Here is a 14,713-nt window from a genome sequence, read left to right on the forward strand (position 1 = left end):
CTGAGGCAAGTTTTGGTTCAGTCGCATGAAATGGGAGACAAGTATGAAAATAACATTGTTAGCAACTAGTGACGTCCATGGGTATATCTATCCAACGAACTATGCGACGGATCAAGAACAACCTTATGGCTATGCAAAAATTGCCAGTAGAATCAAACAAATCAGAGAAACTAGCCCAGACCCTCTTTATGTCATTGATAACGGTGACTTCATTCAGGGGTCACCTTTTAGTTACTACTTAGCAAAACAACAAGATCACCACGTCTCAGAATTAACGAATGTCTTAAATGAAATGGATGTGGATGCTAGTATATTAGGAAATCATGAATTTAATTATGGCTTATCTTACTTAGAACAAGCTATCGCTAGTTATCATCATCCTGTCTTATCTGCTAATATTTTAACGAGCAAAGGCGATCCTTATTTTGGACAGCCCTATGTGATGATTGAAAAACAAGGGATCAAAGTGGCGATTTTAGGGTTGACCACGCAATATATCCCCCATTGGGAACAACCTGAAACAATTAAAGACCTACAATTTGTATCTGCAGTTGAAGCAGCGAAACAGTATGTACCAAAACTTAGAGAATTAGCAGATGTAGTGGTTGTAGCTTATCATGGTGGATTCGAGAAAGATTTAGAGACTGGCGAACCCACTGAAGCGTTGACTGGCGAAAATGAAGGCTTCCAACTACTCCAAGAAGTAGCTGGGATGGATGCGTTGATTACTGGGCACCAACATCGAGTGATTGCTGCGAAGGTAAATGGTGTGCCGATTATCCAACCGGGCTATCGTGGCGAATTTTTAGGTAAAATCGAATTATCCTTGGAAAGAACAGTTAATGGCTATCGTGTTTCGGACGGAAAAGCAGAACTGATTTCCTTAGTAACTGACGAGGCAGATGAAGACATTCTTTCACTTGTTCAAAAAACAGAAAATGAATTGCAAACATGGCTTGATCAACCAGTGGGAGAGGTACAAGGAGACATGAAAATCACTGATCCGATGCAAGCACGAATCGTGGAACATCCTTATATTGAGTTTATTAATCGGGTGCAAATGGCTGCCAGCGGAGTATCGATTTCGGGAACGGCTCTGTTCAACAATGAAGGTCAAGGATTCAATGAAACTATTACAATGAGAGAAATTATTACCAATTATATTTATCCTAATACTTTAGCAGTTCTTAAAATTACAGGGCAGGATCTAAGAGATGCCTTAGAACAAACAGCAAACTTCTTGGCAATAGAATCAGGCGAGATCGTATTTAATCCTGCGTTCATTGAACCTAAACCACAGTATTATAATTATGACATGTATGAGGGCATTGATTATGAGATCGATTTACGTCAACCAGTAGGGCAAAGGATCACTAAATTAGCCAGAGCAGGCAAACCGATCCATCCTGAGGAAGAGCTGGAAGTAGTCATGAATCAGTACAGAGCGGTCGGTGGAGGGAATTATCACATGTTCTCTGCCGATAAAATCATTCGTGAAATCCAAATCGATATGACTGAACTGATTGCTGATTATTTAAGAAAACATCAACGAATTCATGCTGAAGTAAATCATAACTTTCGGGTAATCAAGTAAACAAGGGGGACAGAAATTAGTGAAATCTGTCTATTCAAGTCTATTCAAGAAAAGAGCAAGCCAAAACGAAGGTAAATAAATCGAAGCATGCAATTAACAAAATTGTTTATCAAAACTAATCCAAAAGGTAATTGTTGTAAATGATTAACAGTCTCAAGTGTTGTAAGTTTCAGGTTATTTTCAATGTACTTATAACGTTTTTTTGGTGAAAGTATGTTCTTAGAAACGTTCTAAATTTGCTTTGCTATAAATTTAGTTACAACCTTTTTTATAAAACGATCCATCAGTATGGGTTATTTATAAAAAAAATTCCGTTATTTAATATCTTTTTTTACTTTTTTGTCTTTACTCTTCATTTTTTGTATATAATGGAATAGGCAAATTTGAATGGGAGTGGAGAAAGGTATGAGAAAAAAACGTCCTTTTCTTCTCTTTTGGTTAGTTGGTTTTTTCTTACTGCTTTTTTTATCAGCCGCAGTTTCAGGAAAAATGACAGCAGATATCGCTCAACTAGAAACAGAAAAAATCATTGCAAGTAAAGAATCAGTAGATAAATTTAAAAAAGAATTTTCTACTTATTGGTGGAAGGATTACAAGATAGTAGCCAACTATGATAAGGGAGAATTAGAGCTTTATTTGCCAAAAGACAAGGAAAGTAATCAGTTTATCAATATTGATGATGTCTTAAGTGCTATTTCGTTAAGACAATATCAATTCAACGATAAACGTTTGACCGTCTTACTTTTAACCAATGACGGAGAAAAACTAGCTCGATTAAAGAACGGAAAAGTAATAACCAGCTATTCAGATAAGGTGAATCGTGAGGTTGTTAGTACCCGTCTGAAAGATTGGATAAAAATGAATAAAGAAGTCAAAGAAAATTCTGATACGACTCAGGTTGAGCCGACTCAGGAAAGTTCTTCTGAACGTTCGGAAACAATTCAAAGTAAGTCCAAGACGCAATCGAGTCGTACAACTAAAAATAGCACAAAAAACAGCAAAGCAAGTCAGCAACAGAAGGCAAAGTAACACGAGTATTTTAGTAAGAGTACGCAAACTGGAAAATAGATGAGACAGCCCGTCTTTTCCAGCTCAAGTACTGAGAGGTGCATGATAGTCATTCATTTGAAAGGATGAAAGTTCATTTGTTTTTACTAAGTTACTGTTTTCTGCTGAATCTTTGACTGATTGTTCTTGCTTCATTCGATAACTAAAACTATTGTAGTTCAGGTTGACCAAAACAAAAACAGCTAACAAAAACTCCTCAGGATGGACATATTTAGTCTGAGGGGTTCTTTTTTTGGCATAGATATCCATAATTGTTCCCTTCATTTCTAAAAAAAATCTTAAAATAACCCTTTTTTTAGGAAATTTTCATTTTTTAGGAGCAGAATAAAAAAAAATAAAAGAGAGAAGTGATACTTGTGACACATTTGAAAAAATTGTGCCAAAATCGTTTGCTGATTGTTTTGACAGCTAGTTTTTTCTTTTGGCTGAAAACGATCTTTGCCTATTACGTTGATTTTTCATTGGGCGTTGAAGGCAGCATCCAATACTTTATTCTGTGGATTAATCCAATTGCAACGACATTGTTGTTTTTTGGTTTAGCATTATATATAAAAAAATTGAAACCCGCATTGATTGTTCTTTTAATCATTGATATTTTAAATACGCTTTTGCTTTATTTGAATATTATTTTTTATCGAGAATTTACAGATTTCGTGACCGTAAAGTCTATTCTAGGCTTTTCTAAAGTTTCACAAGGTTTATCAGGAAGTTCCTTTGCATTAATGAGACCTCATGACATTTTGTATTGGTTGGATATATTAGTATTTGTAGGACTCATCATCTGGATGTTTGTTAAAAAAATACCAGTAAAAAGTCCTGCAGTCTCTAAACCAGTGGCGATCGCAGTCACTTGTCTGTCAGCGTTGATTTTTTCAGGAAATTTAGCGCTTAGTGAAGCAAATCGTCCCCAATTGTTGCAACGGACGTTTGACCGTTCTTACATCGTCAAATATTTGGGAATCGATGCCTATACTATTTACGATGCTATCAAAACAGGGATGACAAGTAGTGTTCGTGCGCATGCAAGTAGTAATGGTGTAGAAGAAGTGAGAAAATACACCGAAAATCATTATGCTGCTCCTAATCCAGCAACATTTGGCGTGGCTAAAGGGAAAAACATCATTGTCTTGCATTTAGAAAGCTTCCAACAATTTCTAATCAATATGAAGGTAGATGGTCAAGAAGTAACGCCATTCTTAAATAGTATCTATAAGAATCAATCAACAATCAGCTTTGACAATTTCTTCCATGAAGTTGGGCAAGGAAAAACAAGTGATGCAGAAAATATGTTAGAGACGGGAACTTTTGGTTTACCACAAGGTTCTTTGTTTACCGAGCTAGGTTCAGATAACACGTTCCAAGCTGCTCCAGCAATCTTGGCGCAACAGCAAGGTTATACGAGCGCGGTTTTCCATGGGAATGTCGGGAGCTTCTGGAACCGAGATCATGTGTATAAAAATTTAGGCTATGACAACTTCTTTGATCGTTCTTATTTCAATAGTTCAGATGAAACGTTGGGATATGGTATTTTAGATAAGGACTTATTCAGAGAATCAGCTAAATATTTGGAACATTTACAACAACCGTTCTATACTAAGTTTCTTTCGGTAACCAATCATACGCCATACTATACAGACGATAAACATTTTAATTTCCCATCATTGAAGACTGGCAATAGCAGAGTAGATGATTACGTCCGGACAGCTCATTATTTAGATCAATCGTTGGAACAATTCTTTACGTATTTGAAAAAATCCGGTATCTATCAAAATTCAATGTTTGTCATCTACGGAGATCATTTTGGAATATCCAATACGGATAATAAAGACTTGGCGAAAGCCTTAGGAAAAGACCCTGCTACTTGGGATGATTTTGATAATGCTCAAATGCAGCGAGTGCCATTGATGTTCCACATTCCAGGTTATAAAAAAGGTGAGATCAATCATGAATATGGTGGCGAAATTGATGTGTTACCTACCCTGTTACACTTAGTAGGAATCAATGATAAAGACTATATCCATTTTGGTACAGATTTGCTTTCACCAGAGCATGATCAGTTGGTTGCCTTTAGAAATGGTAATTTTGTGACACCTAAATATACCGTTTTAGATGGAAAAACTTATGATAACCAAACAGGGGAAATCATTGATCCTAAAAAAGCTGGTATCCAAAAAGAAGTGGAAAAAGATCAGAATCAAGTCAAAACGGCTTTAAGTTTATCTGATAAGTTGAATCAAGAGAATCTATTACGTTTCTATGTACCAGATAACTTTAAAACGATTGATCCTAAAAAGTATGATTATAAAAATGATGCAGAGAAAAATGAAACCATTGAAAAACAAAAAGGAAGCAAGTCCACGAGTGTTTATTCTAAAAATGGAAATAAAACAACGACTAACCTTTACCCTGCAGAAACAGATGATAATAATTAAATGAATAGTTGATAAAATTTCCAAAAAAGTCGATTTGTTTTCACTTTTTTGGAAGTTTTTTTTATATAATTCGTAAACTTTTTTATTTTAGCGTATGTAATTAGTGAAGGAAACAAATTTTTTACAGCGATTCTTTTGGAAGTGAAAAATCCGAGGAAATTTGGATAGGTGTAAAAAATGATGGCTGAATTCAGTTGAATCAAATAAAAATAGAAAAGGGAAATAGGATAAACTTGTCAGCTATAGGTTGACCGAAGAATAAAAATCAGAAACAACAAGGAGGGGAAACGTTTAATCAAAACAACAACTGGCAATGAACGAACATGTACATATAGAAGCACAGATCCAAGCAGCTAATTTATTTTTCAACACTTTGGCTAAACATTTCTTATCATACAAACGGTCATGTGATACGTGTTGTAGAAGTGTTACAAGAAGGATGGAAGATCAACTGTTTCGTACATGGCACTCACTCAGTTATTGGTTTTGGTAACGATCAATTATGTATGATGGAGAATTAATCAAGCAACTTCGAGTGAATCGAAAGTTGACACAAACACAGTTAGCAAAGGGAATCTGTTCCAAAACATCTCTAGTAGGAATCGAAAATCATACCGTAAAGAAGATCTCTTTTTGTACACTAAAAGCCTTCTTGGAACGCTTAAATATTTCTTTGGCCGAATATGAATGGTTACGTAATCAGCTTGAAGAACCCAAAAAAACGAAGAAAAGTCGGCATCTTTTAAATAAAATCCAAGAAGAGAACTTTGATCCTTATAAGGAAATTGCCAACAATCGAAAGCAATATAAAAAAACAGCTGATTTATACTATTTAATGTTAAATCTACAGATGTTTTGGCAGACGAATGGAAAAATGGAGTTGCAATTAGAATTTCTAGGATATGAGTGTCGCACGATTGAAGAATACTTTATGAAAATCAGGGAATATGGTCATTTTGAGTTAGATATTCTTTCCAAGTATCCCTATATTTTCAGTGATTCATTTCTAGATAATCATTACTTGAAAATCAAAAAAAGAATGCGACAAATGACCGATTCTTTGAATGAAGACTATTTATTTACATTTTTAATGAATCTCACGCTTTATTATATCGATAAAAAACGTTTCAAAAAAGCGCGTAGTATCAACCTCGATATGTCTCGCAGTTTGGCACACAAAGAAAAATCAACAATCATTTATGAAAGTTTGATGACAGAATACTACAGAAAGCTGATTGCACAAGCCTTAGGTGAACCACTTTCAAAAGAGTTGAATACTTTTTTTACGGTCATCGAATATACCCTAGGCAAGAAAGAGCGCAAACGTCTTGAAGAGAAACTCTTGGAAGTGATAAAAGAGGAAGAGAAAAAAATGATGCTTTTTGAACAGATTGCCAAGATAGAACAAGAATAAGTAAGACAAGTGAATAAGAGTAGAAAAGACCTTGCAACAATCATTGACTAAACGAACTGTCAGGTACTTTTCTGCTCTTTCACTCAACTATCAGTCAGAGCAAATCTGTTTGGTCATTCAGGATGAACGATCTCAGATTTTTGCTTTTTTGTATCGAATAATGGGAAAAAACGATTGATTTCATTGGTTGCAGCATCTCTTGAATCAGATGCATGAATGATATTTTCAGTTCCAGGTAAGGCATAATCTCCACGAATCGTTCCAGGAACAGCATCTACAGCTTTAGTTGCACCGACCATCTTACGGACGATATCGATGACATCCTCTCCAGCTAAAACAAGATAGACTACTGGTCCCGAGGTCATATAATCAATTAATTCATCGAAAAAGCTCCGACCGCTTAAGTGATGATAATGCTCTTGTGCGAGTTCTTTTGTCATTGTTGCAAACTTCATTTCAGTAATTGCTAATCCTTTTTCTTCAAATCGTTGGATGATCCGCCCAATTAAATGACGTCTGACACCATCCGGTTTGATAATGACCAATGTACGTTCCATCTGATACACCCCTTTTTTTGTTATAACTTTATTATACTGGTGTCTGAGTAAACCCACAATCAAAGTGAAAAAGCTGATCAACATGCGGGCTATTAAGTACAATAAGAATTTTCTAACCCCATCAATCAAAAACAATTTATTTACCATAAATGTTTGGAAAAAGCAAAAAATAAGTTTGACAATCGGTGCATAAATTGTTATATTTACGAAGGAAAACTAAATAGGATTTGTTAGGTGAGGCTCCTATACAAACACAGGCTACTGCCCAAAAACGTCGAGAGACGCCAATGGGTAGAACAGGAATTGTCGAGACAAGGCTTTTCATAAGGTAGCTAAAAGCAAGGAATTGCTTTTTACGTTGTACAGTGTCAAAACTCAACGATGAGATCAAAGAAGCTTTTTTTTATGTGCTTTTTCGACCTTTCGCTGAATTTTTGATGAAAGGTCTTTTTGTGTTGAAACAATCCTAACAAACAAAAATGGAGGTGGTTTCGTTGGGAAGTTGATGCTTTTAAAACGAAAGAGAAACAAGAACAATTCTATCAAGTTAAAGGAGATGAGAACAAATGGATGACAGTCCTGCGAAGAAAATAATGCGAGAGAAATTGCTGGCTGAGGCTATTATCTATCTGTTTTCAGCCCCTTTAAATACAGCATTTTCTCCATTACTCAACTAACTAAAAATAACCCAGCTTAAATAAGTATTGCTTATATTTACTGGGTCTAAGGAGAAAAATGAGATGGAAAAAAAGAGAGATACACAAAAAATGTATGCTGCATTTGCAGGAAAGACAAAACAAGAATTATTGAACTTCTTTCATTCGACTGATCAAGGAATGAAAGACGAACAAATTGAAGAATCAAGAGAAAAATATGGTGAAAATTCAATCTCTTATGGGAAGAAAACACCCTTTATTGTAGAAGCTTTAAAAGCTTATATTACACCATTCACCTTGGTATTGATTGCACTCGGAGTGATTTCATTTATCACAGAATACGTGTTAGCCGCTCCTGGGGATAAAGATTTATTTGGAGTAATTATCATCTTTACGATGGTCATCGTCAGTGGAACGATGACGTTGGTTCAATCTGTTCGCTCTAACCAAGCCGCAGAAAAATTAAAATCATTGGTAAAAGTAACCGCAGCAGTTAAACGTAACGGTGATTATACTGAGATTCCAATGGAAGAAATCGTTTGTGGAGACCTTGTTCGATTATCAGCAGGTGATATGATTCCTGCAGATATGCGTCTGTTGTCAGCCAAAGATTTATTTATTTCACAAGCTGCCTTAACTGGTGAAAGTTACCCTGTCGAAAAGCAAGCGATTGTTTACGATGATGAGACTTTGAGTGAAACTAGTTATGAAAATTTGGCTTTTATGGGAAGTAACGTTATCAGCGGGAGTGCTGAAGGTATTATTGTATCTGTTGGTAATGAAACATTATTTGGACATGTGGCTCAAACGCTCTCTGAAAAACCGATCAAATCAAGCTTTGAAATTGGTATTCATAAAACATCCATGTTATTGATCAAATTCATGGCTTTAATGGCACCAACAGTTATCGTTATCAATGGGTTGACTAAAGGGGATTGGCTGGAAGCTTTTCTATTCGGTTTATCTGTAGCAGTCGGTCTTACACCTGAAATGTTACCAATGATTGTTACTACGAACTTAGTTAAAGGCGCTAGCGTGATGGCGAAAAAAGGAACGGTCATCAAAAATTTGAATGCGATCCAAAACTTTGGTGCGATCGACGTGTTATGTACGGATAAAACTGGGACATTGACTCAAGATAAAATCATTTTAGAATACCACATGGATTGTTCTGGTAAAGAAGATGATCGTGTTTTACGCCATGCGTATTTAAATAGTTACTATCAAACAGGATTAAAAAATCTGTTGGATGTAGCAATTATTGATGAAGCCAAACAAACATTAGCAACCGATAAAATCAATTACCGCAAAGTGGATGAAATTCCATTTGACTTTGAACGTCGTCGGATGAGTGTCGTTGTAGAGGACACCGCAGGTAAAACACAAATGATTACCAAAGGTGCGATCGAAGAGATGTTGAGTATCTCTAATTACATCGACATTGATGGGATCGTTAGTCCATTAACCAATGAAAAAAGAGAATCAGTTCTTGCAAAAGTGAGAGATTTAAATGAAGATGGTCTACGTGTAATCGGGGTGGCCCAAAAAACAAACCCAAGCGTAGTTGGCGAATTTTCAGTGAAAGATGAGTCAGATATGGTATTGATTGGATACCTTGCTTTCCTTGATCCTCCAAAAGAAACGACGAAACAAGCACTAAAAGCATTGAAAGATCATGGTGTCGCAGTCAAAGTCTTAACTGGTGATAATGAATTAGTCACTCGTTCGGTTTGTCGTCAAGTGGGTCTGGAAATTAATGAATTGATCACTGGCGAAAAGATTTCAGAAATGGATGATCGTGAATTAGCACAAGTTGCTGAAAATCATGAAGTATTTGTTAAATTGAATCCTCAACAAAAGGCTCGTTTAACGACAGCTTTACGTCAAAATGGCCATACCGTGGGCTTTTTAGGCGATGGTATCAATGATGCACCGGCAATGAAAGTAGCGGATATCGGTATTTCGGTTGATACAGCAGTAGATATCGCAAAAGAATCAGCCGATGTGATCTTACTAGAAAAAGATTTAACGATTTTAGAAAGAGGTCTTTTATCTGGTCGAGAAACATTTGGGAACATCATGAAATACATCAAGGCAACTGCAAGTTCAAACTTTGGGAATATGTTCTCTGTCTTAGTTGCCAGCACATTCTTACCATTTTTACCAATGTTGCCACTGCAAATTCTCTTTTTGAATTTGATTTACGATGTGTCTTGTATCTCACTTCCATGGGATAAAATGGATAAAGAATACTTACATGAGCCTAAAAAATGGGAAGCATCAAGCATTGGGAAATTTATGGTGTATTTTGGACCTACGAGTTCGATTTTTGATATCACTACCTACTTATTGATGTACTTTATCATTTGTCCAGCAGTTGTAGGTGGAGATTTCCATACATTAGATGCACAACAAAAGATCGTATTTATTGCGTTGTTCCATGCAGGTTGGTTCGTTGAATCATTATGGTCACAAACATTAGTCCTACACGCACTACGGACACCAAAGATTCCATTTATTCAAAGCAATGCGACATTTGCGATGTTTACGATTACGACATTAGGAATCGTTGTAGGTTCGATTCTGCCATTTACAGGCTTTGGTGCAGAACTAGGTTTGATGCCGTTACCAGGAACTTACTGGACTTGGTTAGTCGTAACGATTTTAGCTTACTTGACATTAGTGACAATGGTCAAAAAATTCTATATTAAAAAATTCGGCGAACTATTATAAGGGTTGATGAATGAACACCGTGAAAAAGAGGTTGTGAAGTTATCGGGTAGCTCCGAAGACAATAAGAAAGAGTTTTTTGAAACAGCTTCTCATGTTTTGAAAAATTCAGGCTTATTGCAAGGAGTTGATGAATGAACACCGTTTACCCGTCCATTCTCACCTCTAATCATGAGTTCGGGGCACTTCAAAAGTGCCTCGGGCTCATTTTTTTCTATACCTTTCATTTTATTATGAAAGGAAAATATGATTCGTTCTGTGCAAATAACAATGAAACATGCTAAACTATGGATATTGTTTTCTGAAAGGAATAGTGAAAAATGAAAGGCGCAATATTTGATTTAGATGGACTATTAGTTGACACGGAGAAAACCTATCGTGATGGTTGGTTATGGGGATTCCAACAGTATGATTTAGCGATTCCCAAAGAAGTAGTAGATGCTTGGGGAGGTAAAAACTGGAAGCAAAGTTTTGACATTTTAGTGAAAGCAGCTGGAAGCCCTGAAAAAGTTCAAGAAGTTCGTGCTAAGCGTGAAGAATATTTTTATCAACAGCTTCATAACGGTGGGATACAATTAAAACCCTATGCGAAAGAAGTTTTAGCTGAATTAAAAAAACGTGACTTACGACTTGGATTAGCGACAACGACAGTTACTAAAAGAGCGACTGATATCTTAGCCCAATTTGATTTGGCTAATTATTTTAATACGATGACATTCGGTGATGAAGTAAGTGAAAACAAGCCTTCACCTGTTCCTTACTTAACCGCTTTAGAAAGAACAAAATTAGTTGCTTCAGAAGCATTTGCAGTGGAAGATTCTTTAGTTGGAGCTACTTCTGCTTCCCGAGCTGGGATGGGCGTTGTTTTAATTCCAGATACTAGTTTTGAACGAAATTATACAGCAGAAGAAAAAGAAAAATTAAATTTACTTGCTGAAGGAAACGACTTACGAACTGTTATTGAAATGTTAGATAAAAAAACAACAAAATAATTCAATCATTTTTTTGTAAACTTCTTCCTTGACTTTTAATTATGAGTACGGTAAATTATTCGCAACAACTAAATAAGTATATTCGTTGATAAGGAAAGTAAACTTGAACGATTTCTTAGAGAGGCTCTGTTTGGTGAAAAGAGTCAAATCCGCAAAGTTGAAAATGGCCTTGGAGAATAATTTGTCGATAAGTAGATAAATTCGGTCGTCGTTCAACCGTTAAACTGAACCCCAATCTCTCAGGAATGAGACGTTGGCTAGAGGGAAGGAAACTTCCGAATAAAGGTGGTACCACGATTCGTCGTCCTTTTACTAACATTTTTTGTTGGTAAGAGGATTTTTTTTATATATTTTTTTGCAATGATGTAGTAAGTACAGTTGGAAATCTTTTAACAGAGAGCTTCGGGAGCTGAGAAGAAGCAAAGAGGAACGATTGGAAAATGGCTACTGAGCATTTTACCCCAAGCATTTTGTGAGGCGGTAACGGCTGCGACCGGTATCTCGCTAGAGTATGTTTGTACTTGAAGAGGAGCGACATGTGAATGTGGCTTGAATATGAGGTGGTAACACGCAAAAAGGCGTCCTCAAGGAAATGATTGAGTTCATTTTCTTGAGGATGCCTTTTTTATTATACAACAAGGAGGAGAACGAATGATTGAGTTAAAAAACATCAGTGTCCATTTTGAGCAAAAAGGTAAAGACATCCCAGCTGTCAATGAAGTGAATTTATCGGTGGCTCAAGGAGATATCTATGGCATTGTGGGCTATTCTGGGGCAGGAAAAAGCACATTAGTTCGTGTGATGAATTTCTTACAGAAACCAACGAAGGGGGAAGTAATCATTCAGCAGACGAATTTAAGTGATCTCACACCAAAAGAATTAAGAAAAGAACGGAAAACGATTGGTATGATTTTTCAACATTTCAACTTAATGGAAAGTCGCACAATTTTTGACAACGTTGATTTCTCCTTAAAGTATACTGGGAAATCAAAACAGGAACGTCGTCAGAAAGTAAGTGACTTACTGGATTTAGTTGGGTTAAAGGAAAAAGCTTCTGCCTATCCCAACCAATTATCTGGTGGACAGAAACAACGAGTAGCGATTGCGAGAGCTTTAGCAAATGATCCCAAAATATTGCTTTGTGATGAAGCGACGAGTGCCCTTGATCCAAAAACGACTCATCAAATTCTAGCGCTGCTCAAAAAATTAAATCGCCAATTAGGATTAACGATCGTCTTGATCACCCACGAAATGCAAGTAGTAAAAGAAATTTGTAATAAAGTGGCGGTGATGGAAGCTGGACGAATTATCGAAAGTGGAAGTAGTGTTCAAATTTTTAGTCATCCAAAAGAAGAACTAACGAAAGATTTTATACGTACAGCGACTCACTTAGATCAAGCATTGGAAAAGATTACTGGACAGCAAGGCTTTGCAGAAGAGCTTACGGATAAATGGCTAGTTGAACTGAGTTATGTGGGGAGCCAAACGAATGAACCATTGATTGCCCAGTTGTATAGCAAATACCAAGTAACAGCAAACATTCTTTATGGCAATATCGAATGGCTGCAAGAAACACCGATAGGAAGCTTGGTGGTAACTTTAGCGGGAGATAGTATTCAAAAACAAAAAGCCCTAGATTATTTGATCCAATTAGGTGTCAAAGTCAATCTCTTACAAAAACATGAAACACAAGAAAGAATCAAACTCGTTGAAGGAGGCGTTTAAGATGAACGAATGGCTCAAAAGCTATCTGCCAAATGTTTATTTGATCCCAGATGAATTCATTGAAGCGACAAAGCAAACACTATATATGACTTTCTGGTCTGCTTTGATTGGGGGAATCTTGGGCATTATATTAGGGGTGGTTTTAGTCGTTACCCGCCCTAAAGGATTAATTGAAAACCGCTTATGTTTTGAACTTTTTGATAAGGTGATCAATATCGTACGATCCATTCCATTTATCATTTTACTCTCTTTACTTGCATTGACGACTCGTTTTATTGTCGGAACAACAATTGGAGCAACGGCAGCACTAGTTCCTCTGATTGTCGGCATCGTTCCTTTTTTTGCTCGACAAATCGAAAATGCCTTGCTTGAAGTTGATCCCGGTGTTATCGAAGCTGCACAAGCAATGGGAACGAGTCCATTGGGTATCATTTTTCGTGTTTATTTACTGGAAGGACTACCTAGTATCATTCGTGTCTCAGCTTTAACGATCATCAATGTTATTGGCTTAACCGCAATGGCAGGTGCTGTAGGAGCTGGTGGCTTAGGAAATTTAGCTATTTCTCGGGGCTATAATCGATTTCAAACAGACGTAACGGTTGTTGCGACATTATTGATTTTGGCATTGGTGTTTTTAAGTCAATTTATCAGTAATTTTCTAATTAAAAAAATATCACATTAATGGAGGAAAAAAAATGAAAAAAGTGATTCGATTTGCTGTAGTGACATTCGTCGCATTATTTTGGTTGGCAGGCTGTAGTCAAGGAAAGGCAGATACAAAAACAAAAGAAACAACTGTCAAATTAGGGGTGATTGGTGAAGATACAGATGTTTGGGACGATGTAAAAGCACGTCTAAAAAAGGAGAATATTGAATTAGAATATGTAAAGTTTACCGATTATAATCAACCAAATGCGGCCTTAGCTGATGGCTCAATTGATTTGAATGCCTTTCAACACCAGTTCTTTTTAGATAACTATAATGAAGAACATGGCACAAATCTAGTTTCAATCGGAAACACCGTAAATGCCCCATTAGGAATCTATTCCAATACGATCAAAAAGATTGAGGAAGTAAAAGAAGGTGCAAAAGTAGCCATCCCTAATGATGTAACCAATGGGGGACGAGCTTTACTTCTTCTTCAATCAGCGGGGCTGATCAAAGTTGATCCATCGAAGGGACAGACTCCGACGATTTCTGATGTGACAGAAAACGATAAAAAACTTAAGCTCACAGAATTGGATGCTTCGCAAACAGCACGTGCGCTAAACGATGTGAGTCTTTCGGTCATCAATAGTGGGGTAGCAGTCGATGCAGGGTTCACACCAACGAAAGATGCAATTTTCTTAGAACCAGTGGATGATCGTGCCCGCCCTTATGTCAACATCATTGTTGCCCGAAAAGAAGATGAAACAAACCGTACGTATCAAAAAATCGTTGATACTTATCAAACTGAAGCAACTGCTAAAGTCATTGAAGAAACGTCAAAAGGTTCGAGTGTTCCAGCATGGAAAACCTTTGGTCGTAAATGAGCATCATCAGAAA

11 protein-coding genes, 1 riboswitch and 2 other annotated features are annotated in these 14,713 nt (G+C 36.6%); of the genes, 9 read left to right on the forward strand and 2 right to left on the reverse strand.

Annotation, left to right across the window (positions count from 1 at the left end):
• Positions 1 to 43: 43 nt before the first annotated feature.
• Positions 44 to 1,594, forward strand: a complete 1,551-nt coding sequence (locus tag IGJ23_RS02850; RefSeq protein ID WP_438774600.1) for a bifunctional metallophosphatase/5'-nucleotidase — start codon at positions 44 to 46, stop codon at positions 1,592 to 1,594.
• A 405-nt stretch (positions 1,595 to 1,999) separates the two neighbouring features.
• Entirely contained in the window at positions 2,000 to 2,623 is a 624-nt protein-coding gene (locus IGJ23_RS02855) for a hypothetical protein (protein WP_438774601.1), read from the forward strand.
• A 63-nt stretch (positions 2,624 to 2,686) separates the two neighbouring features.
• Here IGJ23_RS02855 and IGJ23_RS02860 read toward each other — a convergent pair whose 3' ends face one another.
• Complete coding sequence (locus IGJ23_RS02860; protein ID WP_438774602.1) at positions 2,687 to 2,911, reverse strand: hypothetical protein; 225 nt, start codon at positions 2,909 to 2,911, stop codon at positions 2,687 to 2,689.
• Positions 2,912 to 3,018: 107 nt separating this feature from the next.
• Between IGJ23_RS02860 and IGJ23_RS02865 the strand changes: the two genes are divergently transcribed.
• Both IGJ23_RS02865 and IGJ23_RS02870 read left to right on the forward strand, forming a co-directional pair.
• Positions 3,019 to 5,094, forward strand: coding sequence for an LTA synthase family protein (locus tag IGJ23_RS02865; protein WP_438774603.1), 2,076 nt, complete (start codon positions 3,019 to 3,021; stop codon positions 5,092 to 5,094).
• Positions 5,095 to 5,596: 502 nt separating this feature from the next.
• Entirely contained in the window at positions 5,597 to 6,508 is a 912-nt protein-coding gene (locus tag IGJ23_RS02870; RefSeq protein ID WP_010738334.1) for a helix-turn-helix domain-containing protein, read from the forward strand.
• 113 nt (positions 6,509 to 6,621) lie between these two features.
• On the opposite strand, the gene ndk is transcribed toward IGJ23_RS02870, so the two are convergent.
• Positions 6,622 to 7,065, reverse strand: coding sequence for a nucleoside-diphosphate kinase (ndk, locus tag IGJ23_RS02875; RefSeq protein WP_010719910.1), 444 nt, complete (start codon positions 7,063 to 7,065; stop codon positions 6,622 to 6,624).
• Between the two features lie 219 nt (positions 7,066 to 7,284).
• A riboswitch (M-box (ykoK) riboswitch) is annotated at positions 7,285 to 7,459 on the forward strand.
• A gap of 346 nt (positions 7,460 to 7,805) precedes the next feature.
• Between ndk and mgtA the strand changes: the two genes are divergently transcribed.
• The 5 genes from mgtA (at position 7,806) to IGJ23_RS02900 (ending at position 14,700) form a co-directional block, all read left to right on the forward strand.
• Positions 7,806 to 10,454, forward strand: a complete 2,649-nt coding sequence (mgtA, locus tag IGJ23_RS02880; protein ID WP_010738332.1) for a magnesium-translocating P-type ATPase — start codon at positions 7,806 to 7,808, stop codon at positions 10,452 to 10,454.
• Between the two features lie 317 nt (positions 10,455 to 10,771).
• On the forward strand, positions 10,772 to 11,443 hold the full coding sequence (locus IGJ23_RS02885; RefSeq protein ID WP_438774604.1) for an HAD family hydrolase: 672 nt from the start codon (positions 10,772 to 10,774) through the stop codon (positions 11,441 to 11,443).
• Positions 11,444 to 11,519: 76 nt separating this feature from the next.
• Positions 11,520 to 11,755, forward strand: a binding site (T-box leader).
• A gap of 39 nt (positions 11,756 to 11,794) precedes the next feature.
• Positions 11,795 to 12,032: a binding site (T-box leader), on the forward strand.
• A gap of 62 nt (positions 12,033 to 12,094) precedes the next feature.
• Entirely contained in the window at positions 12,095 to 13,168 is a 1,074-nt protein-coding gene (locus IGJ23_RS02890; RefSeq protein WP_438774605.1) for a methionine ABC transporter ATP-binding protein, read from the forward strand.
• Position 13,169: 1 nt separating this feature from the next.
• Positions 13,170 to 13,850, forward strand: a complete 681-nt coding sequence (locus IGJ23_RS02895; protein WP_010719905.1) for a methionine ABC transporter permease — start codon at positions 13,170 to 13,172, stop codon at positions 13,848 to 13,850.
• A gap of 13 nt (positions 13,851 to 13,863) precedes the next feature.
• The gene (locus IGJ23_RS02900) at positions 13,864 to 14,700 is read left to right on the forward strand and encodes a MetQ/NlpA family ABC transporter substrate-binding protein (protein ID WP_010738329.1); all 837 of its coding nucleotides are present in this window, start codon (positions 13,864 to 13,866) and stop codon (positions 14,698 to 14,700) included.
• The last annotated feature ends 13 nt before the right edge of the window (positions 14,701 to 14,713 follow it).

Origin of the sequence: Enterococcus sp. DIV1682a, assembly GCF_051711005.1 — a bacterium.
In the GTDB taxonomy this organism is placed as follows: domain Bacteria; phylum Bacillota; class Bacilli; order Lactobacillales; family Enterococcaceae; genus Enterococcus_B; species Enterococcus_B hirae.